The following is a 22,753-nucleotide window of genomic DNA, read 5'->3' on the forward strand; positions in this document are numbered from 1 at the left end:
ACTAATCTCTATTTTTACGCCATGAATATCAAAGTAATAGCTTTTGATGCTGATGATACCTTGTGGGTAAACGAACCTTATTTCCGTGCATCTGAAGAAAAGTTTTGCGCGTTGATGGCGGAGTATGCATCTGAGCGCGACCTGGAGCGGGAGTTGCTTAAAGTTGAAATAGCCAATTTAGGTTTATATGGTTACGGTATAAAAGGCTTCATCCTTTCCATGATGGAGGCAGCGCTGCACATAAGCGGCGGAACTATTAACGCGGCTTGTGTGCAGGAAATACTAAGCCTAGGCAGGCAAATGCTTAACCAACCTATTGAGCTTTTAGATGGTGTTAAAGATGTACTGGAAGCGCTTAAGCCCAAATACCGTTTAGTGGTTGCAACTAAAGGCGACTTGCTCGATCAGGAGCGTAAACTCAAAAAATCGGGCTTGACGGACTATTTTCACCATGTGGAAGTAATGTCTGAAAAAGATGAACCTAACTACCTCAAGTTATTAAAACATTTGGATATACAACCCGAAGAGTTTTTGATGATAGGTAACTCATTAAAAAGCGATGTATTACCGGTACTGAACATCGGCAGCCATGCCATACATGTACCCTTCCATATTACCTGGGCACATGAGCAGATAGAACACAGCGTAGATAACGAGCGTTTTAGAAATATAGAGGGGATAAGGGAGGTGCTGAGCATGTTATAGAACAACACCTCTCAGTCTTGTAATTAATTAATGAGCTTAGTGTATTGAAAGCTGTCCCGTTTGGTGGACCAAAAATTCAATTAATTTAGCGATTAGCCTAATAAGGTGATTTTGGGACAAAATAATTAAATTTAACCTATTGTAGGTCAATGAATTATAAATAAAATAATCACTCAAATTTTATCAAACGCTAATGCGACTGGGACAGCTTAGTGTTGAAGTTGTAGCGATGTATTAATCTCCCTCCACTCCCTCGCTATACAACTCCTCAATCGCCTCAGCATATTTCTTCTCAATAACCTTGCGCTTAGGCTTCATAGTCGGGGTGATCTCGCCCTCCTCCATACTGAACGGCTTGCGTTTAACCTTGAAGTTTTTGATACGCTCAAATTTGGCCAACTCATTTGACAGACTACGGATGTCTTTGCCTATCCAGTCTTTTATCTCTTTGTCTTCAATGAACAGGTCAGGTTGCTCAAAATAAGCTTCGTTCAGGTTGAAGGTTTCCTGCAAAGTTTCTTTTGCCGGGATGATGATGGCTGTTATATGCTCGCGTTTATCGCCTATTAAAAATACCCCTTCAATTTTAGCGCTTTTGAGGTAGGCGTTTTCTACAGGAGTAGGGTAGATGTTTTTGCCATAAGCATTAACAAGCATATTTTTAAGTCGATCGGTTATTTGCAGGTTGCCTTTAAAAAAGCGGCCAATATCTCCCGTGTGGAACCAGCCGTGCTGGTCAATGGCGTTTGCGGTTTCTTCAGGCTTGTTAAGGTAACCCTTCATAACGCAATGCCCGCGAACAATGATCTCGCCCTCTTCCGACTCAAAATCTTCCTTAAAAGTATCGTGCGTTTGTACGGTATAAATGTGTTTGGTATCTACGTTTTGTATCCCCACCTCAATACCCGGAATAATGCGACCAACGGTACCATAAACCTGGCGGTGATACTCGGTAACCGCCATAACCGGCGATGTTTCGGTAAGCCCGAAACCCTCCAGTATTTTTATACCCAGATCGCCAAAGAACTCGCCGATATTTTTAGGCAATGCGCCTCCGCCAGATATCATGAACTTTAAGCGACCGCCGGTTTTCTCTTTTATTTTACTGAACACCAGTTTTTCAGCCAGCGCATATTGCGCGCTCAATATCATGCCCGGCGATTTACCGGCTTCTTTACTCACTCTGTATTCGCGGCCGATTTTTAGTGCCCACAAAAATATCTTAGCCTTCATGCCGCCGGCTTCGGTGCCGCTTTTCATGGCTTTGTCGTGTATGCGCTCCAACAGGCGGGGCACACAGTTCATTATGGTGGGTTTAACTTCGCCCATATTGCGGGCCAGCAGGTCCAGGCTCTGTGCAAAAGCTATTTTACAACCTGCGTAAAGGCAAATGTGATAAGTCGCCGTGCGCTCAAATACATGCGACAAAGGAAGGAAAGACAAGAACAGATCTGTTTTCTCAACCACAGGTATCTGAATTAAGCTTGTACGCACATTCTCTACCAAATTATAATGCGTTAGCATTACGCCTTTAGGCGTGCCGGTGGTGCCTGATGTATAAATTAAACAGGAAAGATCTGATGGCAAAATGGCTTCGCGCGCGCTGTTGATGGTTGGGCGGTATTCGTTGATGATTTTGCGACCTTCTTCAATTACGGCGTTCAAGCCGGTAACTCCCGCCTTAAGCGTAAATTTATCTTTACGGTTTTCGGCCCGGTCGCATGCTATAATGCGGATCAACTCCGGGCAGTTGTCAGCAATATTTATTACTTTCCTAAATAAAAAAGGCGTGCCTACCAATATGGTTTTAGCACCGGAGTCATTGAGGATATATTCTACTTCTGCTTCAGACAGCGTTGGATAGATAGAAGTATTTACCGCGCCTATTTGCTGCAGGGCCTGATCGTAGTAAATATAATCAGGGCCATTCTCCATAATGAGCGCCAGTCTGTCGCCCTTCTTTATACCGATGCTTAAAAACCAGGCCGATATAGCATCGATCTTCTCTAACGCCTCCCCGTAGGTAATATCTACCCACTCATTGCCAACTTTGTGCGACAAGAACGGATGTGTATCCGGATGAATATTTTTTACCAGATATCGGATAAGGCTGGGTATGGTAGGGCGCTCGTTAAGGGTGCTCATTATTGGTTTAATTGGTTATTGGAATAACAAAGCTAAGAAATTGAATTTGCACACACGTAAATTATTGCGTCTCTACACGGCATTTCTTAACTTTACCTTATAATTAATGTCATCACATACTAAGCAGGGAGCAATCGCTCCAACCCTTCAGGGTAATGCCAGCATTGGCAACTCATTTCTATTGCCTTTTTTAAACAATTAAATTTTTATTAAGCAGATAGTCTGCATCAAATTATATGTGATGGAACCAACATCAGATAAAACAATTATAACCGGTTTTTACCGTGAAATAGTACGCGAGAGAAGAAGCGAACTCATACCTCAATACGTTCAGGAAAATTATGTTCAACACAGCCCTATGGGTAAAGACGGGAGGCAAGGGCTTGTTCAAATGGTAGAATTTCTAAAGAAATTACCTCCTGTTCCAGAAAACGAACCTACGCCAATAGTGCATCTCATCGGGCAGGATGATTTGGTGGCAGCCCATCTGGATATTCATTTTATGGGTAAGCACATAAAGGTAATTGAATTATTCAGGGTAGAAGATGGCAAAGCAGCGGAACACTGGGAGGTAACCGAGGAGCTAACAGATGCTACTCAGCCTTTCATTAAATTGGCTCTTAACAGCCGAGTAAGCAGCCCGTTAGATTTTCTGGAAGGTGTATATAAGCAACAGGATATTGTTATTCACCGAATTATAAAGGAGGGTGAACTCATGGCTATACATGCACAAGCAAAAGATGGTGCTAATTCAATTGCACTGTTTGATATTTATCAGTTTAAGGCTGATAAGTTGATTGGACATTGGCATGTTAAGCAGCCTGTTCCGGAGATGATGCCGCACAGTAACGGTATGTTCTAAACGCCTGTAAAAACAAAAGCGCCCCAAATGGGGCGCTTTTTAAATATCGGTGTAATCAAAAAAATCAGTGTAATCCCGGATTATACTGAGAAACTTTCGCCGCAACCGCATGTACGGCTGGCATTTGGGTTATTAAAGGCAAAACCTTTGCCGTTCAGTCCGTCGCTAAAATCAAGTTCAGTTCCGGCCAGGTACAAGAATGATTTCATGTCCAAAGCCATACGGATGCCACGATCTTCAAAAAACTGGTCGCCTTTTTTTTCTTCGTTATCAAAATCAAGGTTGTACGATAACCCTGAGCATCCTCCACCCTGAACAGACACCCTCAGAAAATACGAAGCATCAAGCCCCGAATCCTGCATCAGGTGGTCTATTTTTTCCTTTGCTTTATCAGTTATAGTTACCATGTTTGAGATTTGAGATTTGAGATTTAAGATTTGAGACAAATAGTCTCAAGGCCCAATCAAATCAGGTATTAAAAAAATAATCAGATACAAGTCTCACGTCTTATATCTAATATCTCACATCTAAGTTAGTGGTGTGATTTTTCAAGCTCTAAAGCTTCCATACCGTTTTTAACGCGGTAATCGTTAATGGCAGCTTTAATAGCATCTTCTGCTAATACCGAGCAGTGAATTTTTACCGGTGGAAGAGCCAACTCTTCAACAATGTCCATGTTGTCAATTTTCATAGCATCGTCAATGGTTTTGCCTTTTAACCACTCAGTAGCTAATGATGATGACGCGATAGCCGAACCGCAGCCAAATGTTTTAAACTTAGCGTCGGTTATAACGTTGTCTTCGCCAACTTCAATTTGCAGGCGCATTACGTCGCCGCACTCAGGTGCACCAACAAGACCGGTACCTACTTTATGACTTGCTTTGTCTAAAGTACCAACGTTACGTGGGTTGGTGTAATGATCAATAACTTTATCTGAATATGCCATTTTATTTTAGATATGAGATTTGAGACGTGAGATATGAGATATTCTCAACTCCCTTCCCAAATCGGGTGATTTATTTGTATTTATTTTATGAGCAGCAAAATAAGAGTCTCAATTCTCATATCTCACGTCTCACTTCTAATCTTAGTGTTCTGCCCACTCAATTGAGTCAAGGTCAATTCCCTCTTTAAACATTTCCCAAAGTGGTGAAAGATCGCGCAGGTGGGTAACCGCTTTTTTGGTTACTTCAATAGCGTAATCAACTTCTTCTTCGGTGGTGAATCTGCCTAAACCAAAGCGTATAGAAGAGTGTGCCAGATCATCCGACAAGCCTAAGCTTTTCAATACGTATGATGGCTCTAATGATGCTGATGTACAAGCCGAGCCAGATGATACTGCCAGGTCTTTCATTGCCATCATCAAACCTTCTCCCTCAACATATTTAAAGCTGATGTTAGCCACATGTGGCAAACGGTGTTCAATATTACCGTTAACATAGCTTTCTTCTAATTCTGTTAAAGCTGATTGCAGTTTATCGCGCAAGGCTGATAAACGTGCCGCTTCGCTTTCCATTTCCTGCATGCAAAGCTCACAAGCCTTACCTAAACCAACAATGCCCGGAACGTTCAACGTACCTGAACGCATACCACGTTCATGGCCGCCACCGTCCATTTGAGCGGTAACTTTAACACGTGGTCCTTTACGGCGAACGTATAACGCGCCAACGCCTTTAGGGCCGTACATTTTATGTGCAGACAATGCCAAAAGGTCAATGCCGTCTCTGTTTACATCAACTGAAATTTTACCTACAGCCTGTACAGCATCGGTCATGAACAAAGCGCCATGTTTGTGCGCGATGTCTGATATTTGTTTGATAGGCTGAATAACACCGATCTCGTTGTTGCCATACATTACTGATACCAAAATGGTTTCAGGAGTGATAGCAGCTTCCAGTTGCTCAAGGTCAACCAGACCGTCTTCTTTAACTGGCAGATAAGTAACTTTGCCGCCTAATTTTTCAACGTGTTTGCAAGCGTCTAAAACCGCTTTATGCTCGGTAACCGTGGTTATTATGTGGTTACCTTTTTCTTTATACATCTCGAAAACGCCTTTAATAGCCAGGTTGTCTGACTCGGTAGCGCCCGAAGTGAAAATGATCTCTTTCTCGCTTGCACCTATTAATTTGGCTACCTGCTCGCGGGCGTAATCAACAGCCTCCTCGGCAACCCATCCAAAATGGTGGTTACGGCTTGCTGCGTTACCAAATTTATTGGTAAAGTAAGGCAGCATAGCTTCAAGCACCCTTGGGTCCATTGGGGTTGTAGCGTTATTATCAAGGTATATTGGCAATTCCATATGTTATGCTTAATGTAATTATAACACAAAGATAAGTAAACTTTTATTTAAAATCATTCTATGGAATTGTACGGAACTAATAATTTACAATATTTGGACATGAACAAAATTGAGCACATAGGCATAGCGGTTAAAGATATGGCCTCATCCATAATGCTGTACGAAAAGCTCCTCGGTACAAGCGTTTACAAAATAGAAACTGTAGAGCGTGAACAGGTAAATACCGCCTTTTTGCAAACAGGGCCTAATAAAATTGAACTGTTGGAGGCCTTGTCAGATGATAGCGCGATTGCTCATTTTTTAAATAAAAAAGGCGAGGGTATACATCACATTGCTTTTGAGGTTGATAATATTGTGGCTGAGATGCAACGACTTAAAAATGAAGGCTTTGTTTTGTTAAGCGATGAGCCAAAACCGGGTGCTGATAATAAGCTGGTTTGCTTTGTGCATCCAAAGAGTGCGGGTGGGGTGCTGGTGGAGTTGGTGCAGGAAAACAGTTAGCAGTGGCAGTTTGCAGTTTTTTGTATGTGTCTGTGGTTTATTATTAGTAAATTGTTAAGTGAGCTTTGATATTCGATTTATTAACAGCCTAAAAGAACACTATTTTTAAGTTCAGCTATAAATGGTAGCTTTGTTTATTAATTACTACCAAAGGGCGCTTATTATGAGAATGGTTATTGAAATAGAGAGTAAAAGCGAGTTGGAAAAACTGTCTGCCTTGTTTAAAACATTTAACACGGTTAAGGTTATATCGGCGGATGAACCTAAAATTCCAATAGTTAGAGGCAATAAAAAGCTTGACCCCACGGCTCTATTTAACATTTGGGAAAAAAATCCGAGATCATTGGAGGATATCCGCGAGTACGCCTGGAAAAGAAATCAATAACAGGTAATGGTTTTATGTGATACCAATATTCTTATACATGCGTTTAACGGTAGGCAGAATACTATTGACAAACTGCATGAGATCGGCTTACACCAGGTGACCCTTTCGGTAATAACGGTGATGGAACTTTATCAGGGCATGAGCAATAAGGCTGAGCTTGCCCAAATGAAACGAAAAATAAAGTATTACGATGTAATTGAAATAGACACCGAAATCTCTAAACTGGCAACTACATTGATAGAAAACTTTAAGTTAAGCCACGGCTTACAAATACCTGATGCTATTATTGCCGCTACAGCAGTTATTTATCAAATCCCCCTTTTTACGTATAACATTAAAGATTTTAACTTTATACCTGATATAAGGTTAGTTCAATAGCATTATGCTCAACCATTCTTCCAAAAAAATAAAAATCAATTTTACAATCTCAAAAAAATTACTACATTTGCACCTCTTTTATAAGAAGTAAAGCAATGAAAAAAGATCTTCACCCATCAAATTATAGATTAGTTGTTTTTAAAGATATGTCTAACGACTATTCTTTCATAACTAAATCATGCATCGATACACGCGAAACCATTAAATGGGAAGACGGTAACGATTACCCATTAGTGAAACTTGAGATTTCTCACACATCTCACCCGTTCTATACCGGTAAGATGAAATTGGTTGATACCGCAGGTCGTATTGATAAATTCCGTTCACGTTACGCTAAAAAATAATAGCGTTTACAAAATATTTGAAAGTCCCGGGCTTAGGCTTCGGGACTTTTTTTATTTTTGACCCATGGCAATTATCCTGTTTGACGATAACGCGCATCAAACCCTACGTCCGTTAACTTTTACCCGCCCGGTTGCCGATCTGCGTATCGGTATACTAACCATTGCCGAAAAGTGGTCGCAATACCTCAATACCACGCATTCCTTTTTAACACAGCCGTATTTGCAGGAAAAATTCCCGCTTACAAAAAGCAGTAATGCCGTTTATATAAACGGATCTGTTTGTCCGGATGAGTGTTTGCTGGAAGCTATTGATGGTTTAAAGCAAGGCGAGGCGCTAAAACATCAGGGCTTGCTCATTGCTGCAAAAGTTGATGGGTTAACCTCAGACACCGCTTTTGAGCGGGAAGTTGAATACGGCCAGTCATTCATCGCCATAAAATACCCAGAAGATATATTTAACAAGAACAACGTTGAGTTGCGTAAAGACTTTGCATTGATAACCAAAGGCCGCACCAGCGCTTCATTAACCTCAACCAATACAATAATAGGGAATGATCTTTTTGCTGAAGATGGTGTAACTGCCGAGTGTTCAACCTTTAACACTACTAATGGCCCTATTTATCTAGGCAAGCATTCAGAAGTTTGGGAAGGCACTAATATCCGTGGCAGCTTTGCATTATGCGACCATTCGCAAGTTAAAATGGGGGCCAAAATTTACGGTGCCACAACCGTTGGGCCTTATAGCAGAGTGGGAGGAGAGATCAGTAATGCCGTTATATGGGGTTTTTCTTCAAAGGGCCATGATGGCTTTTTGGGGAATTCGGTAATGGGGGAGTGGTGCAATATAGGTGCTGATAGCAATAACTCTAACCTAAAGAATAACTATCAGGAAGTGAAGCTGTGGGATTACCCTTCAAAGCGCTTCCGTAAAACAGGGTTGCAGTTTTGCGGCCTCATAATGGGCGATCATTCCAAATGCGGCATCAATACTATGTTCAATACGGGTACCGTAGTAGGGGTAAGCGCAAATGTATTTGGTTCAACTATGCCACTCAACTTTATACCTGATTTTGGCTGGGGTGGCGGCAGCGAGTTTGAAACGTACTCGTTGAAAAAAATGTTTGATACTGCCGAACTGGTTTACCCACGCCGTGACCGTGTTTTCGACGATGTAGAAAAACGCATACTGGAGCAGGTTTTTGAGCAGACTAAAGATTATAGAGAGATTTTTTAACTAAGCCCATAGACCATGGTCAAAAGTCCATGGTTATGTGTAATAGAATATAAACCACCATGGACTATCGACCATGGACTAACCAACAAAGCAATGAGAAAAAAAATAGTAGCCGGTAACTGGAAAATGAATATGGATTACAACGAAGGATTAGCGTTGTTCTCAGAAGTTATCAATATGGTAAAAGACGAGGCAACCGGCAGTCAGCAGGTTGTAGTTTGCAGTCCGTTTATTCATTTACACAGCCTGGCACAATTGGGTAAAGGTTATGCAAATATTGCCATTGGCGCACAAAACGCGCATCAAAATGAGTCGGGTGCCTTTACCGGCGAAATATCAGCTAAAATGATCAAATCAGTGGGAGCAGTTTATGTGATTTTAGGCCACTCAGAGCGTCGCCAGTATTTTGGTGAGACAAATGAGCTGTTAGCTAAAAAAACCGATACTGCATTGGCAAATGATCTAAAACCTATTTTCTGTATAGGCGAAACTTTACAGGAACGTGAAGCTAATACCCACTTTGATGTTATTAAGACCCAATTAGCTGAGGGCTTGTTTCACTTAGATGAAACAGCGTTTGGTAAGGTGGTTATCGCCTATGAGCCCGTTTGGGCCATTGGTACCGGCGTTACCGCTACTTCGGCACAGGCGCAGGAGATCCACGCTTTTATCCGTGCTGAAATTGCCGCTAAATACAGCCAGGAATTGGCTGATGCTACTACAATTTTATACGGCGGCAGCTGCAACCCAAAAAATGCTGCCGAACTTTTCGCGCAAACAGATATTGACGGTGGGCTGATTGGTGGCGCATCCCTAAAATCACGCGACTTTACAGATATCGTTAAGGCTTTTAACTAACCTTAAAGATTAGGTATTGAAGATTAAAGATTGGTGTATCTCAAACAAAACCAATCTTTAATCTTTATTCTTCAATCTTTCCATCTCCATGAAAACTCTGTTAAAGCTGCTGCTGCCTACACTTATTCCATATTTGATCTTCGCGAGGTATACCGCACTGGATGAGTCGCATAAGCAAATTTCAGAACAGCTTACAGAGATCTCGTTAACCAGTTTAATGTTTTACTTCAGGTACTCATCACCTTATTTATACATAATCCTGTTTTTAACACAATACGTTGTCATACTGCCAATATGGAACAGCATTAGCGGCGGTCCGTTACGGGCAACTGCGTTTACACTACTCTGGGTTTTAATACCAAGCCTGTTGCTATCGGCAGGCGTAAGCTACGTAATATGGGATAGAACATTAGGAGCGGACAGTTTGTACGATTCTGTTAAAACGCTGTTTGTCGTTCAGACACTATACTGGGTAGTTAATATTTTAATACTGTTTACCATTGATCTAATCTACCTCAAAACAAACAAACCACAAGAACAAACATGAATTACTACGAATTATCATTCGCTGTTGAAGATGAAGATGGCTACCGCCGCGATCTGTTAATAAACGCGTTAGGCGATATGGGCTTTGACACCTTTGAAGAAACAGAAAATGGTTTTAACGCTTACATACCCGTTGATAATTTTAATGAGGAACAATTAATAGCCATATTAAATCCGTTTTATGACGAATTCCCATTGAGCTATACAGTTAAATTAATTGAACAACAAAACTGGAACGAGGTATGGGAAAGCAATTTTGAACCCATCTCCATTGGCGATGAGATCTACGTGCGGGCTACGTTCCACCAGCCGCGCCCGGAGTTTAAATACGAGATCGTTATTGACCCTAAAATGGCCTTCGGCACAGGGCATCATCAAACTACAGCTATGGTGCTGCAGTTTATACTGGAGAATGATTTTGCCGGGAAGAATGTGTTGGACATGGGCTGCGGCACAGGCATTTTAGCCATCATGGCTGCAAAGCTAAACGCTAAACATGTAACCGCCATAGATTACGACCCGATATGTTATGAAAGCACTTTAGAAAATGCAGCACTTAACGCGGTAAATAATATTACCGCATTATGCGGCTCAAAAGAGGTTATTCCTGATGAGCAGTATGACACCATCCTGGCTAACATTAACCGCAATATTCTGCTTGACCAGATGGAGCGCTACGCTGAGGTTTTAAAACCTGGTGGCGAGATCTACTTCAGTGGGTTTTATGAAACGCCTGATCTGGAAATCATAACAAAAGCTGCCGGCCAATATGGGCTGAAATATATTGCTCATAAAAAGGATAAGGATTGGGTGGCCGCCAAATTTATAAAATAGGTTTTCTTGCTGTAAAATCTTAATTTTAGGTAGACCAATACACCCCGTTATGAAGACCTATCTTGTACCCATAGATTTTTCGGATGTAGCCATTAACACCGCTGAGTTTGCTGCTGCGTTGAGTCATCAAACCAAGGTTGAGCATATCATTTTGCTTAACGCTTACTATGTTTCTGAGTACGAAACCTTACTGCCTAACCCTGATATGGTTTTGCTCCGCGAACAGGATATTGAGGATGAGGCAGCTGACAGGATAGCAAAGCTGCAAAAAATAAAGGCTGATCTGCTGAAAAAGGTTAGAGATGGTGTAGAGATATCTGTTAGGTTAAGCCGTTCGCATCTATTAAGGGGAGTTGTTGAGACCGTGGCGAAAATGGATGTTGATCTGGTAATATTGGGCAGTCACGGTAACAGTAGTGATACCAATTCAGACATTGGCAGCCATGTGGTTAAAATAGCCAAAGCTTGCCCGGTGCCTGTGGTGGTGGTTCCTCCCGGATATAAGTTTGATGGTATACAGAAGGTAGTTGTAGCGTGCGATTTTAAAAAAGTTAAAGAAACCGCGCCTGTAGAAGGCTTGAAGCAATTATTGGAACGTACCGGCAGCGAATTATTAGCTGTAAACGTTGGTAAAGATGCGCAACTGGAAGGTGCCGATGCCGAAAACATGGCAAAAGAAACCGAGCTTTATAGTATGCTTAAAGAGCACCATCCTAAATATTATTATATTAATAGCCCCGATGTAATGAACGGTATTTTGGAGTTTGCTACACAGCACGATGCCCGTTTGGTAATAGCACTTCCGCGTAAATACAGCTTTTTCCAATCGCTGATGCATAACAGTATTTCTCAAAAGCTTGCCGAAAATGCCTTAGTGCCGGTGTTATTAATGAAATAACCCGCTTGATAAATTAATTATACATTAAACACGCTTTTGTGTTTATTTGCCTAACACAGGTAGATAAGGCCTGAACATATATGAGGGTACACTTTATAGCAATTGGTGGCGCAGCTATGCACAATCTGGCCATCGCACTACATAAAAAAGGTTTTACGGTTTCAGGATCGGATGACGTGTTGTTTGAACCATCGGTTTCGCGTTTGAAAAAACATGGTATTTTACCAGAGGCTAATGGCTGGTATCCTGAAAAGGTCACTGCCAACCTGGACGCTGTTATTTTAGGCATGCATGCCCGTATTGACAATCCCGAACTGTTAAAGGCGCAAGAGTTAGGATTAAAAGTGTACTCTTATCCCGAATACGTTTACCAGCAATCAAAAGATAAACAACGTATTGTTATAGGCGGTAGTCACGGCAAAACTACCATTACTTCCATGATATTACATGCGTTGCAGGCAGCCGGTAAAGATTTTGACTATTTAGTTGGCGCCCAATTAGAGGGCTTTGATACCATGGTGAAGCTAACGCCCGAAGCGCCGGTTATTGTTATTGAAGGTGATGAATATCTGGCTTCGCCGATTGACCGCAGGCCCAAGTTTCACTTGTATAAAGCCAATGTCGGCATAATTAGCGGCATAGCGTGGGATCATATTAACGTTTTTCCAACCTTTCAAAGCTATATTGACCAGTTTAAAATATTTATTGATACCATACAGCCAGGCGGCAGATTGATCTACAGCCAAACTGATGAGGTTTTGAATAAGGTCGTAGAGGAAGATGCCAGCACGGTTGACAAACTGCCTTACACTTTGCCTGAATATAAAATTGCAGATGGCGTAACCACCATTATACATGAGGGTAAAGAATATCCCTTACAGGTTTTCGGCGAACACAACCTGCTTAACATGCAGGCTGCCCGCCTGGCTTGTGAAAGTCAGGGAATTAGTGCATCTGAATTTTACAGTTACATAACTACTTTTAAAGGCGCGGCACGAAGGTTAGAACTGGTAGGTAAAAGTGACACTGCCGCTGTATTTAAAGACTTTGCTCACTCGCCTTCAAAGCTGGAGGCTACCATACACGCTGTTAAAACCCAATTTCCAGACAGGAAACTAATTGCCTGTATTGAACTGCATACGTTCAGTAGCCTGAATAAAGAGTTTTTGGCAGAATATGCCGGCACAATGGACGAGGCAGATGAGGCTATTGTATTTATTGATAAAAAAACGTTTGAGCAAAAAAAGATGGAGCCCTATCCGGCGGAGACGGTGGAGGCTGCTTTTGCACGAAACGTTAAATTTTTTAATGAACCGCAATTGCTTAATAGTTATCTTCAAAACTATAAGTTGTTAAAAGCCAACCTGCTAATGATGAGTTCCGGTAATTTTGGTGGCATTGATCTGGTCAATCTAAAAAATAAATTATTGTAATATTATTTGTATTTAAAAAAAAGTAGTAACTTTATTAACTATTGAGAAACCCTTACTCTTGTTTAAGCTAAGATGAAATCATTAGGAAAAAAAATCAGGTTATTACGCCATCAAAAGGGATGGAGCCAGGAAGATGTTGCTAAAAGATTAGACATTTCTATACCTGCTTTTTCTAAAATCGAAACCGGAATCACAGATATTAACTTGTCTCGCCTTGAGCAAATTTCAGCATTATTTGAAATGAGCGTTGTTCAGTTGCTTACGTTTAACGATCACGAGCAGGAACAAAAGTTTGTTAACGAACTGGAAATTGTCAACAAAAAGCTAACTGACAGAGAAATTGAGATAATAGATCTTCAGAAAAAGGTTATTGAGCTTTTTGAAGAACTGCGTTTAAACAAAGCTACCGCTTAAAATATTTTCACTTAACTATGGGTTAATTGAAAATATAACGCATAGTTAAGTGTTTATTAGCAAAAGTTGCCCCCATTGAATGGTGTAAGGCCACCATTTTTTCATTAAAATCGCCCACCCATGATAGTTCCAGTACATCGTATTGGCTCAATGAGAGTACATAATCGCGCAATTGAATAAATAATGCCGATTCCAGTCCATGGTTCTGGAACTTCTTTTTTGTGCCCATAACAATGGCACGCATGCGTTTAACACCACGCCATCTGCGGTAAACAAAAATAAGTTTGCCTATCAGGTCAAGTTTGCCTTTTAGTGGTTTGATCATTTCGTTGGCGTCAGGCAATACGATGTTAAAAGATGCCGGTTCTCCGTTTACGTAGGCAAACCAGATCAGCTTTTCATCCATAATGGCTTTCATTTTATTGAAACTTTCCAACACCGTATCATAGTTGATAGGCACAAAGTTTTCAAAATCCTGCCAGCCATCGTTGTAAATTTCAATAAAATCGGCAGCAAATTTTTCTATTTCAGCAACCTTTAGGTGCTTAAATTCATACCCGGGTTTTTGGGCAACCCAGCGAGCTATCTTCTCAAAACGCTCAGGGAATGGAACCGATGTGTATAAATGATTGGTGATTTGCTCGTAAAGCGTTGTAAAACCGTAGGTTTCAAACAGGTTTTTGTAATAAGGGAGGTGGTAGTTCATGCCATACGATGGCTGGTTGAAGCCTTCGGCCAGCAAACCCCAAAACGTATCATTTTCGCCAAAGTTAATAGGGCCATCCATGGCTTTCATGCCTTGTTGGCTTAGCCAGTTTTTAGCGGTATCAAATAACAAATTGGCGGCTTCCTGGTTGTTAATGCATTCAAAAAATCCGGTTCCACCAGTAGGCTGCTCATAATTGTAAGCTTTTTTGTTGTTAACAAAGGCAGCAATTCGCCCAATTAGGTTACCTGATGCATCTTTCATTATCCACCTGTTGATTATACCAAACTGGTGGAAATTGTTTTTTTTAGGATCAAATACCGCTTCAACATCGTTGTCGAGGGGGCAAACCCAATTGTCGTCATTTTTATAGATCACGCGGGCTACATCTAAAAAAGCCTTTTTTGTTTTGCTATCTGTTACTTCTATAACCGTCATTTATCCTGTTAAAAACCGCCTAAATATAAAAAGCATCCGCAGGCATTAAACCTTACGAATGCTTTCTTTAATTTTTATAAAAATACTAATTAAAAATCGTCGTCGTCGTCATCACCGTAATCTTCAAAGGCAAGGTCATCTAATGGACCGTCAAAGTCGTCATCTTCGTCAACTGCCTTCTTTTTAGTGCCTGTTGTTTCAAACGAATCATCGTCATCATCTTCCTCTGTGCTCTTAGGAATGTTTCTGTTTGCATTTTTTTTTGGCGCTCCCATGTGCGGTGAATTTGTTTAGTTTTTTAGTTTAGTCTCTTAGCAATAACGCAGCCCGTTATTTAATAGTAAAAATAACTAAAAATCATTTTTAAAGAAAAACAATTAAAAATTATTCCGCCTGCTCGCCAATGGTTGATGAGTCGTTTGTAAGTTCCTTTATGTTAGGTAATTCATTTATGTTATTAATGCCGAAGTAATCCATAAACTGGCTACTGGTGCTGTAAAGCAAGGGTTTTCCAATACTGTCTGATTTGCCCGAAATGTTGATCAGCTCCTTCTCCAGCAGCTTTTGTATAGAGTAATCGCAATTAACACCACGTATCTGTTCTATCTCTGTTTTAGTTACCGGCTGCTTATAAGCCACTACCGCAAGCGTTTCTAAAGCTGCCTGGCTCAGCTTCTTTTTACTACGTTGTTGCTGTAGTAAGTTTATTATCGGGTGGTAAGTTTTTTTGGTTAGAAACTGATATCCGTTATTAATATTCACCAGTTCAATAACGGTATTATTCTCGTTGTATCGTCGCTGTATGCTGTAAACGTACATCTTTACCTCTTCAATAGCATAATCACGCCCGAAAACCATTTGCAAACAGTAAATTATCTCCTCAATGCGTATGCTTTGTTCTGATGCAAAGATCAATGCCTCTATATAAAGTTCCGGCTGCTCCATCCTTCTAAAATACTAAACTTTAGCTGCTTGTCAAATTTTGCTGTTGGTCTTTAAAATTTACTGATAGGAAAATTAATTTAAACACTATGGGAATAATTTATACCTGAGTTTAATTTTTTACTCCATAAAGAAGTGAGAAAGAGGGTTGGCTTAAAAACTATTGTATCAGCCTTTTAGTATTTACACTAAAATAACCACTTACTACTTTAATAAACATTACTTTATGAAAACAGAATCACTACTTGACAAGGCCGACGCCAATTTAGGCAGGCGGTCTTTTTTACGCTACGCGGCAGCGGGTATGGCCGGAGCAGGTGTTTTGGCAGCCGGAGCGTGTACCAAAGGAGACCCATACTATGACAACCTAGGTAAAAGACAACCCTACGATATAGGTCCGGTTGGAGACTTTGCCATTTTAAATTATGCTTACGCGTTAGAGCAATTAGAGGCAGCATTTTACACACAGGTAGTGGCTAACATGTACACAGGCGCATCTGCTGATGAAATTGCGATGTTCAAAGATATACGTGACCACGAAATAGCCCACCGTGAGTTTTTTAAATTAGCGTTAGGCGCTAACGCCATGGAATCATTAACGCCCGACTTTGGTGCTGTGAACTTTACCAGCAAAGCCAGTGTAGTAGCAACTGCACAAGCGTTTGAAGACTTGGGCGTATCCGCTTACAACGGTGCAGGGTATTTGATCAAAAGTGCTGATTATTTACTTATCGCAGGTAAAATTGTATCTGTTGAGGCTCGCCACGCAGCTTATATCCGCAATCTGGCCAATCCGGGCAGTTTTGCTGACGGAACCATTCTTGACGGCTTTGGTATGGATAAAACCAATACAATTGCCGGAGTATTAAAAATTGCCAACGGCTTTTTGAAAACAAAGATCAGTGCACGCGAATATGGTTACACCGCTTAATTAAAAAACGATCATGAACTTACTGAACATAATAGAAGAAATTGAAAAGGTTGATCCGGAATTTAATGACAGGATAAGCCCACGCCGCGCTGCAATCAGAAACATTACCAGCTTTGGCACTAAAGTAGCAGTTGCAGCTTTGCCGTTTGCATTTACAACATTATTTAAAAAAGCATACGGCCAAACCGCGCCTGTTTCTGTTGCTGATGTATTAAATTATGCGCTAAAATTAGAATATCTTGAAGCTGCGTTTTACAATCAGGGTGCTACATCTTCTCTGGCATTTTCAAGTACAGAGCAGGCCTACGTAGCAACCATCAGAGGCCACGAAAACGCGCACGTTACGTTTTTGAAAAATGCTTTGGGTAACGCTGCTGTAGCCCAATCAACTCAAGGTGTAAATGGCGTTTATGATTTTACAGCGGGAGGTACTTTCCCTACTGTATTTACCAGCGTTGATACATTTTTTGCTGTGGCACAGGCTTTAGAAGATACAGGCGTGCGTGCTTACAAAGGCCAGGCGGCTAATCTTCAAAAAGATGCAAATGCGCTAACGGCTGCATTGAACATTCACTCAGTAGAAGCGCGCCATGCTGCTGCTGTTCGCCAGATCCGCAGAATGCGCGGAGGTGCGGGTGCAAGCACCAAACCTTGGATAACCGGTGCAAATGATACAGGTATAACAGCTGTTAACGGCAATTATTCTGGAGAGGATAATGTTACACAGGGACCGGTAACCATTACTTCCTTAGATGGAGTTGGCGCCAAAATATCGGTTAGTGCGGCAACAGAAAGTTTTGACGAGCCACTAACTATGGCACAAGTTGTAGCATTGGTTACTCCTTTCGGCGTAAAGTAATTTGGTTTTTTGAGTTGATAAAAAGGTCGCTTCCGTTATGGAGGCGACCTTTTGTATTTAGTAGTTAATAACCTGCTCTTCCAATTGGGCCGGTGTATCCCGCCACTCATATTTCTGGTTACGTAACTGCGGTTCAAAACCTGCGTCTTTTATGGAATCCTGAATACCTTTCGCTGTGAAACGGTGGGGCGCTCCGGCTGCCGATACCACGTTTTCCTCTATCATAATAGAACCGAAATCATTAGCGCCGGCATGTAAACATAACTGAGCAACCTGTTTACCAACGGTTAGCCACGATGCCTGAATATTTTTAACGTTAGGCAGCATAATGCGGCTGAGCGCTATCATGCGGATATATTCATCGCCTGATACATTATTGGTTATGCCACGCACCTTACGTAATAAGGTACCATCGTCTTGGAAAGGCCATGGTATAAATGCTGTAAAACCGTAATGTCCTTCGGGTTTTTCTGACTGTACCTGACGTATCCAAACCAGGTGTTCAAAGCGTTCTTCAATGGTTTCAACATGGCCGAACATCATGGTAGCTGAAGTCGGCAAATTTAGTTTATGGGCAGCACGCATAACATCCAGCCATTCTTGTCCGCCGCATTTACCTTTTGATATGAGGCGACGTACACGATCATTCAAAATTTCGGCACCTGCGCCAGGTAAAGAATCTAATCCTGCATCTTTCATGGCGCTAAGCACATCGTAGTGGCTCATGTTTTCCAGTTTGGACACGTGCGCAATTTCCGGTGGACCTAATGAGTGAAGCTTTAAAGTAGGGTAGAGTTCTTTTAATTGTTTAAACAGATCAGTATAAAACTGTAAACCCAGATCAGGGTGGTGGCCGCCTTGTAAAAGTAACTGATCACCGCCATAGCGGAAAGTTTCTTCTATTTTTTGTTTATATGTTTCAATATCCGTTATGTAGCTATCTGGGTGACCGGGCCTGCGGAAAAAGTTACAGAACTTGCAATTAGCGATACAAACGTTGGTTGTGTTAACGTTCCTGTCTATCTGCCAGGTAACTTTACCATGTGGCACCTGCTTTTTACGAAGCTCATTAGCTACATAAGCCAACTCGGCGGTAGGGGCGTTATGATAAAGGTAAACGCCTTCTTCCAAACTCAAAAAATCAAATGCTAAGGCGCGCAGTAACAGATCGGCTGTATTCATGCACAAATATACGATTGTTAGAGGTGAAAGGTAAAAAGCTAAAGGTAAAAGGTGTTAGTACGGTGACAATAGCAGGGGGGCATGCAGGTTCACAAGGCTTTAAGCCAGCTCAATATATTAAGTCAATGACCAATGATTAATGACCAATGACTAATAACCAACCACCTCGCCTTTCTCCAATTTCAATACTTTAGTAACACTATCCGGTATTTCATGCTGATAGTGGGTTACATAAATGAGTGTTACATTGCTTAAGCTGCAAATGGTATCAACCAGTTTTTTGAAATGAGAAATCTGGTGTTCATCCATACCCTGACAGGGTTCGTCAAAAATAAGCAGGGGCGGATTCTTTATTAAGGCCCGGGCCAACAAACAAAGGCGCTGCGCACTGGCCGGTATGTTTTTAAGCAGCACACGGGCATATTGATCAATTTCCAATGCTTTCATCCATCGCAGCGCGTTATCTGCTTGCTTTGGATTGCTGGGTCTGAATAATCCAAGCGTGTCATAATAGCCCGATTCAATTACCTGTAAACAACTATTATCGGTAGGAAAATATTGATGCAGTTCGGGCGATACAAAGCCTGTTTTCTTTTTTATATCCCAAATGCTCTCGCCGCTGCCACGCTTTCTGTCAAATAGTATAATGTGATTAGCGTAGGCCTGCGGATTATCACCATTGATCAGACTTAATAAAGTTGATTTACCCGCACCATTATGCCCTAATAATGCCCAGCGTTCACCCTGTTTTACCTCCCAGTTCACGTTGTTCAGCACTACGTTTTCGCCATATTTAATGGCAACCTGCTTCATGCTCACTATTTGCTGATAAGGTTCAATTGAACGTAAATTCAACAGCGCTTGTATTTCATTGTTGGCGATGGTTGTATTTTTAACTATTGCTGAACGCTCTGCATTAAACTCACTTTTTTTCATTTGTGAACTGATGCTGCCATTTTTCAATACGGCCACATTAGTTATAACGTCAGGCATTTCATAAGGTGATGTAGCCATTATTATGGTAATGCCCGATGCTGCAATTTCACTAATAATTTCATTAAAATGGTTTCGCGTATCAACATCCAGGCCGGTAAGCGGGCTATCCAGTAGCAGTAACACCGGGTTTTTCATCAAGGCCGCGGCCATGCGTAAACGTTTGCCCTCACCGTTTGAAAGTTTGATGAGTTGTTTGTGCATCAGGTTTTCCAACTTCAAAACCGATATTATCTTTTCGCGGGTCCAGTAGCTGTTGCTTCCCGTTAAAGGTTTAATGGTATCAAGATATTGCTCAACGGTTAGCGCGTCTTCCGAGTCGGACGAGTTGTAACGTTGCTGATAATAGAATTCGGTTGTGTTTGATAAATTCCGGAAATGATGGCGCGGCTCAACCAGGGCAATTAATTTATGATGTGTAATGTAACCGCGCTGTTCGGGATGTTCAATCAGGTACTCGTCAAAAAAAGGGTAGCTGATAATGCCGCCTGTTGCATTGAGGTTACCTGCAATGGTTTGCAATAACGCACTCTTGCCTGAGCCGCTTTCGCCAACAATGGCCCAATGTTGCCCTTTACCAATGTTGAAATTAAGATCAGTAAAAATGGTATTGCCCAACATTTTTACCGTGGCGTTTTTGATAGAAAATAGTAATTGCATGCGCGGTAAAAATAGTTATATAACTTAATACGACAGGCATGCTAAAGTGTACTCATAATACTACATTTTTAGGCACGCTCAGCAATTGTTGAAGCCAGATTGAGAAAGGCTCAATTATTGAGTAGGCTTAGTAAATATTTAAACCTATGAAAAAGTTAAGCATACCCGTACTGTTTTTATTAGTAGCCACATTAAGTAGCTGCGACGCTATCGTCGGAATATTTAAAGCCGGTGCCATTACAGGTGTAATAGCCGTAGTTGTGGTGATAATTTTGATCTTGTGGCTTTTATCTAAATTCAGATCAAGATAAATTTATTAGAAAATAAATATTTTTTAAATTAAAACAGTTTCTTTTTAAGCTGGTTCTACTATAAAACATTATACAACCATGGAAAATACAAAAGAAGCAATATCGATACTGAATGATCTCATAGAGATCAACAATGATCGTGTAAAAGGATTTGAGAAAGCTTTAAACGATGTGGAAGGCGATGCTGAATTAAGAGCAACTTTCACTGAAAAGATTGGCGAGAGCCATCATTTAAAAATGCAGTTAGCCAAAGAAGTAGAAGTTTTAGGCGGCGAAGCAGAAACCGGAACAAGTGTTAGTGGTACAATTCACCGTACCTGGTTAGACATGAAAGCTAAATTTACAGGTCATGATGAGCACTCTATACTGGAAGACTGCGAGTTTGGCGAAGATGCTATATTGAAAGCATACAAAAGCGCCATTGCTGATGAGCATCTACCTGCCTACCTGCGTGATATTTTAAACGACCAGGTAACTGTGTTACAGGCATCTCATGATGAGATCAAAGCTTTGCGCGATAGCACCGTGCAGTAAATTATTAACAAACAAAAAAGGCCTTCGACAAACTCGAAGGCCTTTTTTGTTTTAGCTGAAAATGGATTACATTTTAGCAGCAGTGTCTTTAGCAGCAGTATCAGCAGCAGCAGTGTCAGCAGCAGCAGTATCAACAGCAGTAACTGAATCAGTTGCAGGAGTGTCAGTAGCAGTAGTTTCTTCTGAACCTTTGCAAGCTGCGAATGAAGTAGCGATAGCTAATGCTACGAAAGCGATTTTTAAGTTTTTCATTTTTTTTAATTTTAAAAGTGACTATATAGTTTTAGCATTAATACATTAAAAAGAAAAAGGTAACCCATGTTTTAAAAAAAAACCGGTTACCCTTTACAAAATAGCTAATAGTCAGCTATTAAAATTGCAAATTACATTTTTGCAGTAGTGTCTTTTGCAACAGTATCAGTTACAACTGAATCAACTTTAACAGTTGAGTCAACTTTAACAGTTGAATCTACAACAGTAGTATCAGCACCTTTATCACCTTTACCTTCGCAAGCAGAAACAGTAGTAGCTACAGCAAGAGCTACAAAAGCCATTTTAAAGAAATTCTTCATAATAGAAACGTTTTTAAGTTATGTTTAATCATTAATACAAATAATTAAAATAGGTAACCCCGTTTTGTGAAAAAAAAATTAAATATTTCGTTATCCAGGTAACAGGTACGGCTTTTTATGGCTGTTCCACATTGTAATAATATTTATACTTTTATTTTTTGTCCCATGTTGGGTTACAATTTCATTTAAAAAGTATTAAGTAGTAGTGAACAAGGAGCTAAGAGATTCAACGCCAACAGACAGCGAAGTAATTTTAGGTATACTTAACAACTCGGAGGCAGCGCTAAAAAAGTTATATGTTGCCTATTTTCCGATGGTTTTACAGCTGATTGTAAATAACAGCGGCGACGAAGACGACGCAAAGGATATTTATCAGGAAGCTATAATAGTTCTTTATAATAAGGTCAAGGCAGGAGATTTTGAGCTGAGCAGTAAGCTCAAAACTTATATCTACTCGGTTTGCCGGCGCTTGTGGTTGAAAAGACTTAGCCACATTAACCGTTACGGGGGAGATATAAAGGATTTTCAGGATTTTTTACCCGTAGAGGAAGAGGATTTTGAAAAGCACGAGGCCCGCGATGTACAATTCAAAAAAATGGAAAGTGCATTGCAATTACTTGGCGAACCCTGCAAAACCATTATGGAAGATTTTTATATACATAACAGATCAATGCAGGAGATCTGTGAGCGATTTGGCTATACCAACGCAGATAATGCCAAAACACAAAAGTATAAATGCCTGCAAAGGCTGAAAAAGTTGTTTTTTCAGCAGCAATAAAAAGAGGGTTA

29 protein-coding genes are annotated in these 22,753 nt (G+C 40.8%); 18 read left to right on the forward strand and 11 right to left on the reverse strand.

What is annotated here, in order from left to right:
- Positions 1–21: 21 nt before the first annotated feature.
- The gene (locus tag CLV57_RS06065) at positions 22–705 is read left to right on the forward strand and encodes an HAD family hydrolase (protein ID WP_100340418.1); all 684 of its coding nucleotides are present in this window, start codon (positions 22–24) and stop codon (positions 703–705) included.
- A 234-nt stretch (positions 706–939) separates the two neighbouring features.
- Here CLV57_RS06065 and CLV57_RS06070 read toward each other — a convergent pair whose 3' ends face one another.
- Positions 940–2,850, reverse strand: a complete 1,911-nt coding sequence (locus CLV57_RS06070; RefSeq protein ID WP_100340419.1) for an AMP-dependent synthetase/ligase — start codon at positions 2,848–2,850, stop codon at positions 940–942.
- 241 nt (positions 2,851–3,091) lie between these two features.
- On the opposite strand from CLV57_RS06070, the gene CLV57_RS06075 reads away from it, so the two are divergent.
- Positions 3,092–3,712 carry a nuclear transport factor 2 family protein gene (locus CLV57_RS06075; protein WP_100340420.1) on the forward strand — a complete coding sequence of 207 codons (621 nt, stop codon included), beginning with the start codon at positions 3,092–3,094 and terminating at the stop codon, positions 3,710–3,712.
- 80 nt (positions 3,713–3,792) lie between these two features.
- Here CLV57_RS06075 and CLV57_RS06080 read toward each other — a convergent pair whose 3' ends face one another.
- From CLV57_RS06080 to CLV57_RS06090, 3 genes are all read right to left on the reverse strand, one after another.
- The gene (locus CLV57_RS06080; RefSeq protein ID WP_100340421.1) at positions 3,793–4,119 is read right to left on the reverse strand and encodes a HesB/IscA family protein; all 327 of its coding nucleotides are present in this window, start codon (positions 4,117–4,119) and stop codon (positions 3,793–3,795) included.
- 125 nt (positions 4,120–4,244) lie between these two features.
- Positions 4,245–4,658 (reverse strand): Fe-S cluster assembly scaffold IscU, encoded by a 414-nt coding sequence (gene iscU, locus CLV57_RS06085; protein WP_100340422.1) that lies wholly within the window; start codon positions 4,656–4,658, stop codon positions 4,245–4,247.
- A 141-nt stretch (positions 4,659–4,799) separates the two neighbouring features.
- On the reverse strand, positions 4,800–6,011 hold the full coding sequence (locus tag CLV57_RS06090; RefSeq protein WP_100340423.1) for an IscS subfamily cysteine desulfurase: 1,212 nt from the start codon (positions 6,009–6,011) through the stop codon (positions 4,800–4,802).
- Positions 6,012–6,071: 60 nt separating this feature from the next.
- On the opposite strand from CLV57_RS06090, the gene mce reads away from it, so the two are divergent.
- The 11 genes from mce to CLV57_RS06145 all read left to right on the forward strand — a co-directional run bounded on the left by mce (position 6,072) and on the right by CLV57_RS06145 (position 13,836).
- Complete coding sequence (mce, locus tag CLV57_RS06095; protein ID WP_245856882.1) at positions 6,072–6,512, forward strand: methylmalonyl-CoA epimerase; 441 nt, start codon at positions 6,072–6,074, stop codon at positions 6,510–6,512.
- A gap of 163 nt (positions 6,513–6,675) precedes the next feature.
- Positions 6,676–6,897: a hypothetical protein gene (locus CLV57_RS06100; RefSeq protein WP_157799078.1), complete on the forward strand. Its 222-nt coding sequence runs from the start codon at positions 6,676–6,678 to the stop codon at positions 6,895–6,897.
- A gap of 6 nt (positions 6,898–6,903) precedes the next feature.
- Positions 6,904–7,275, forward strand: coding sequence for a type II toxin-antitoxin system VapC family toxin (locus CLV57_RS06105; protein ID WP_100340425.1), 372 nt, complete (start codon positions 6,904–6,906; stop codon positions 7,273–7,275).
- Between the two features lie 95 nt (positions 7,276–7,370).
- A complete protein-coding gene (locus tag CLV57_RS06110; protein WP_100340426.1) occupies positions 7,371–7,619 on the forward strand; it encodes a type B 50S ribosomal protein L31 in 249 nt (82 codons plus the stop codon).
- A gap of 64 nt (positions 7,620–7,683) precedes the next feature.
- A complete protein-coding gene (locus CLV57_RS06115) occupies positions 7,684–8,853 on the forward strand; it encodes a GlmU family protein (RefSeq protein WP_100340427.1) in 1,170 nt (389 codons plus the stop codon).
- Positions 8,854–8,946: 93 nt separating this feature from the next.
- Positions 8,947–9,711: a triose-phosphate isomerase gene (gene tpiA / locus CLV57_RS06120; protein ID WP_100340428.1), complete on the forward strand. Its 765-nt coding sequence runs from the start codon at positions 8,947–8,949 to the stop codon at positions 9,709–9,711.
- Between the two features lie 88 nt (positions 9,712–9,799).
- Positions 9,800–10,258 (forward strand): hypothetical protein, encoded by a 459-nt coding sequence (locus tag CLV57_RS06125; protein WP_100340429.1) that lies wholly within the window; start codon positions 9,800–9,802, stop codon positions 10,256–10,258.
- Positions 10,255–11,091, forward strand: coding sequence for a 50S ribosomal protein L11 methyltransferase (prmA, locus tag CLV57_RS06130; RefSeq protein WP_100340430.1), 837 nt, complete (start codon positions 10,255–10,257; stop codon positions 11,089–11,091). The genes CLV57_RS06125 and prmA overlap by 4 nt, the downstream gene beginning before the upstream one ends.
- Before the next feature lie 49 nt (positions 11,092–11,140).
- Positions 11,141–11,989 carry a universal stress protein gene (locus CLV57_RS06135; protein ID WP_100340431.1) on the forward strand — a complete coding sequence of 283 codons (849 nt, stop codon included), beginning with the start codon at positions 11,141–11,143 and terminating at the stop codon, positions 11,987–11,989.
- Between the two features lie 80 nt (positions 11,990–12,069).
- Complete coding sequence (locus tag CLV57_RS06140) at positions 12,070–13,422, forward strand: UDP-N-acetylmuramate--L-alanine ligase (protein ID WP_100340432.1); 1,353 nt, start codon at positions 12,070–12,072, stop codon at positions 13,420–13,422.
- Between the two features lie 72 nt (positions 13,423–13,494).
- A complete protein-coding gene (locus CLV57_RS06145) occupies positions 13,495–13,836 on the forward strand; it encodes a helix-turn-helix domain-containing protein (protein WP_100340433.1) in 342 nt (113 codons plus the stop codon).
- A 22-nt stretch (positions 13,837–13,858) separates the two neighbouring features.
- On the opposite strand, the gene CLV57_RS06150 is transcribed toward CLV57_RS06145, so the two are convergent.
- From CLV57_RS06150 to scpB, 3 genes are all read right to left on the reverse strand, one after another.
- Positions 13,859–14,980 (reverse strand): N-acetyltransferase, encoded by a 1,122-nt coding sequence (locus CLV57_RS06150; protein WP_100340434.1) that lies wholly within the window; start codon positions 14,978–14,980, stop codon positions 13,859–13,861.
- Positions 14,981–15,069: 89 nt separating this feature from the next.
- The gene (locus CLV57_RS06155; RefSeq protein WP_100340435.1) at positions 15,070–15,255 is read right to left on the reverse strand and encodes a hypothetical protein; all 186 of its coding nucleotides are present in this window, start codon (positions 15,253–15,255) and stop codon (positions 15,070–15,072) included.
- 109 nt (positions 15,256–15,364) lie between these two features.
- Complete coding sequence (gene scpB, locus CLV57_RS06160; RefSeq protein WP_100340436.1) at positions 15,365–15,925, reverse strand: SMC-Scp complex subunit ScpB; 561 nt, start codon at positions 15,923–15,925, stop codon at positions 15,365–15,367.
- 223 nt (positions 15,926–16,148) lie between these two features.
- Here scpB and CLV57_RS06165 point away from each other — a divergent pair, with 223 nt between their 5' ends.
- Positions 16,149–16,853, forward strand: a complete 705-nt coding sequence (locus tag CLV57_RS06165; RefSeq protein WP_100340437.1) for a ferritin-like domain-containing protein — start codon at positions 16,149–16,151, stop codon at positions 16,851–16,853.
- 13 nt (positions 16,854–16,866) lie between these two features.
- A complete protein-coding gene (locus CLV57_RS06170) occupies positions 16,867–17,712 on the forward strand; it encodes a ferritin-like domain-containing protein (RefSeq protein WP_100340438.1) in 846 nt (281 codons plus the stop codon).
- Between the two features lie 57 nt (positions 17,713–17,769).
- On the opposite strand, the gene mqnC is transcribed toward CLV57_RS06170, so the two are convergent.
- Both mqnC and CLV57_RS06180 read right to left on the reverse strand, forming a co-directional pair.
- Entirely contained in the window at positions 17,770–18,894 is a 1,125-nt protein-coding gene (mqnC, locus tag CLV57_RS06175; protein ID WP_100340439.1) for a cyclic dehypoxanthinyl futalosine synthase, read from the reverse strand.
- Between the two features lie 150 nt (positions 18,895–19,044).
- Complete coding sequence (locus tag CLV57_RS06180) at positions 19,045–20,547, reverse strand: ATP-binding cassette domain-containing protein (RefSeq protein ID WP_100340440.1); 1,503 nt, start codon at positions 20,545–20,547, stop codon at positions 19,045–19,047.
- Between the two features lie 146 nt (positions 20,548–20,693).
- Between CLV57_RS06180 and CLV57_RS18495 the strand changes: the two genes are divergently transcribed.
- Both CLV57_RS18495 and CLV57_RS06185 read left to right on the forward strand, forming a co-directional pair.
- Positions 20,694–20,858, forward strand: coding sequence for a hypothetical protein (locus CLV57_RS18495; protein ID WP_169927062.1), 165 nt, complete (start codon positions 20,694–20,696; stop codon positions 20,856–20,858).
- Between the two features lie 78 nt (positions 20,859–20,936).
- Positions 20,937–21,392, forward strand: coding sequence for a PA2169 family four-helix-bundle protein (locus tag CLV57_RS06185; protein WP_100340441.1), 456 nt, complete (start codon positions 20,937–20,939; stop codon positions 21,390–21,392).
- Positions 21,393–21,458: 66 nt separating this feature from the next.
- Here CLV57_RS06185 and CLV57_RS06190 read toward each other — a convergent pair whose 3' ends face one another.
- Together CLV57_RS06190 and CLV57_RS06195 are read right to left on the reverse strand one after the other, a co-directional pair.
- Positions 21,459–21,644, reverse strand: coding sequence for a hypothetical protein (locus tag CLV57_RS06190; protein ID WP_100340442.1), 186 nt, complete (start codon positions 21,642–21,644; stop codon positions 21,459–21,461).
- Positions 21,645–21,775: 131 nt separating this feature from the next.
- Positions 21,776–21,964, reverse strand: a complete 189-nt coding sequence (locus CLV57_RS06195) for a hypothetical protein (RefSeq protein WP_100340443.1) — start codon at positions 21,962–21,964, stop codon at positions 21,776–21,778.
- 205 nt (positions 21,965–22,169) lie between these two features.
- On the opposite strand from CLV57_RS06195, the gene CLV57_RS06200 reads away from it, so the two are divergent.
- Positions 22,170–22,742 carry an RNA polymerase sigma factor gene (locus CLV57_RS06200; RefSeq protein WP_100340444.1) on the forward strand — a complete coding sequence of 191 codons (573 nt, stop codon included), beginning with the start codon at positions 22,170–22,172 and terminating at the stop codon, positions 22,740–22,742.
- Positions 22,743–22,753 lie beyond the last annotated feature (11 nt).

Source organism: Mucilaginibacter auburnensis, assembly GCF_002797815.1.
Lineage (GTDB): Bacteria > Bacteroidota > Bacteroidia > Sphingobacteriales > Sphingobacteriaceae > Mucilaginibacter > Mucilaginibacter auburnensis.

Bases quoted from the DNA above. Each gene is read 5' to 3' on its own strand.
- CLV57_RS06065 (WP_100340418.1), top strand. From the start codon at position 22: ATGAATATCAAAGTAATAGCTTTTGATGCTGATGATACCTTGTGGGTA.
- CLV57_RS06070 (WP_100340419.1), bottom strand. From the start codon at position 2,850: ATGAGCACCCTTAACGAGCGCCCTACCATACCCAGCCTTATCCGATAT.
- CLV57_RS06075 (WP_100340420.1), top strand. From the start codon at position 3,092: ATGGAACCAACATCAGATAAAACAATTATAACCGGTTTTTACCGTGAA.
- CLV57_RS06080 (WP_100340421.1), bottom strand. From the start codon at position 4,119: ATGGTAACTATAACTGATAAAGCAAAGGAAAAAATAGACCACCTGATG.
- iscU (WP_100340422.1), bottom strand. From the start codon at position 4,658: ATGGCATATTCAGATAAAGTTATTGATCATTACACCAACCCACGTAAC.
- CLV57_RS06090 (WP_100340423.1), bottom strand. From the start codon at position 6,011: ATGGAATTGCCAATATACCTTGATAATAACGCTACAACCCCAATGGAC.
- mce (WP_245856882.1), top strand. From the start codon at position 6,072: ATGGAATTGTACGGAACTAATAATTTACAATATTTGGACATGAACAAA.
- CLV57_RS06100 (WP_157799078.1), top strand. From the start codon at position 6,676: ATGAGAATGGTTATTGAAATAGAGAGTAAAAGCGAGTTGGAAAAACTG.
- CLV57_RS06105 (WP_100340425.1), top strand. From the start codon at position 6,904: ATGGTTTTATGTGATACCAATATTCTTATACATGCGTTTAACGGTAGG.
- CLV57_RS06110 (WP_100340426.1), top strand. From the start codon at position 7,371: ATGAAAAAAGATCTTCACCCATCAAATTATAGATTAGTTGTTTTTAAA.
- CLV57_RS06115 (WP_100340427.1), top strand. From the start codon at position 7,684: ATGGCAATTATCCTGTTTGACGATAACGCGCATCAAACCCTACGTCCG.
- tpiA (WP_100340428.1), top strand. From the start codon at position 8,947: ATGAGAAAAAAAATAGTAGCCGGTAACTGGAAAATGAATATGGATTAC.
- CLV57_RS06125 (WP_100340429.1), top strand. From the start codon at position 9,800: ATGAAAACTCTGTTAAAGCTGCTGCTGCCTACACTTATTCCATATTTG.
- prmA (WP_100340430.1), top strand. From the start codon at position 10,255: ATGAATTACTACGAATTATCATTCGCTGTTGAAGATGAAGATGGCTAC.
- CLV57_RS06135 (WP_100340431.1), top strand. From the start codon at position 11,141: ATGAAGACCTATCTTGTACCCATAGATTTTTCGGATGTAGCCATTAAC.
- CLV57_RS06140 (WP_100340432.1), top strand. From the start codon at position 12,070: ATGAGGGTACACTTTATAGCAATTGGTGGCGCAGCTATGCACAATCTG.
- CLV57_RS06145 (WP_100340433.1), top strand. From the start codon at position 13,495: ATGAAATCATTAGGAAAAAAAATCAGGTTATTACGCCATCAAAAGGGA.
- CLV57_RS06150 (WP_100340434.1), bottom strand. From the start codon at position 14,980: ATGACGGTTATAGAAGTAACAGATAGCAAAACAAAAAAGGCTTTTTTA.
- CLV57_RS06155 (WP_100340435.1), bottom strand. From the start codon at position 15,255: ATGGGAGCGCCAAAAAAAAATGCAAACAGAAACATTCCTAAGAGCACA.
- scpB (WP_100340436.1), bottom strand. From the start codon at position 15,925: ATGGAGCAGCCGGAACTTTATATAGAGGCATTGATCTTTGCATCAGAA.
- CLV57_RS06165 (WP_100340437.1), top strand. From the start codon at position 16,149: ATGAAAACAGAATCACTACTTGACAAGGCCGACGCCAATTTAGGCAGG.
- CLV57_RS06170 (WP_100340438.1), top strand. From the start codon at position 16,867: ATGAACTTACTGAACATAATAGAAGAAATTGAAAAGGTTGATCCGGAA.
- mqnC (WP_100340439.1), bottom strand. From the start codon at position 18,894: ATGAATACAGCCGATCTGTTACTGCGCGCCTTAGCATTTGATTTTTTG.
- CLV57_RS06180 (WP_100340440.1), bottom strand. From the start codon at position 20,547: ATGCAATTACTATTTTCTATCAAAAACGCCACGGTAAAAATGTTGGGC.
- CLV57_RS18495 (WP_169927062.1), top strand. From the start codon at position 20,694: ATGAAAAAGTTAAGCATACCCGTACTGTTTTTATTAGTAGCCACATTA.
- CLV57_RS06185 (WP_100340441.1), top strand. From the start codon at position 20,937: ATGGAAAATACAAAAGAAGCAATATCGATACTGAATGATCTCATAGAG.
- CLV57_RS06190 (WP_100340442.1), bottom strand. From the start codon at position 21,644: ATGAAAAACTTAAAAATCGCTTTCGTAGCATTAGCTATCGCTACTTCA.
- CLV57_RS06195 (WP_100340443.1), bottom strand. From the start codon at position 21,964: ATGAAGAATTTCTTTAAAATGGCTTTTGTAGCTCTTGCTGTAGCTACT.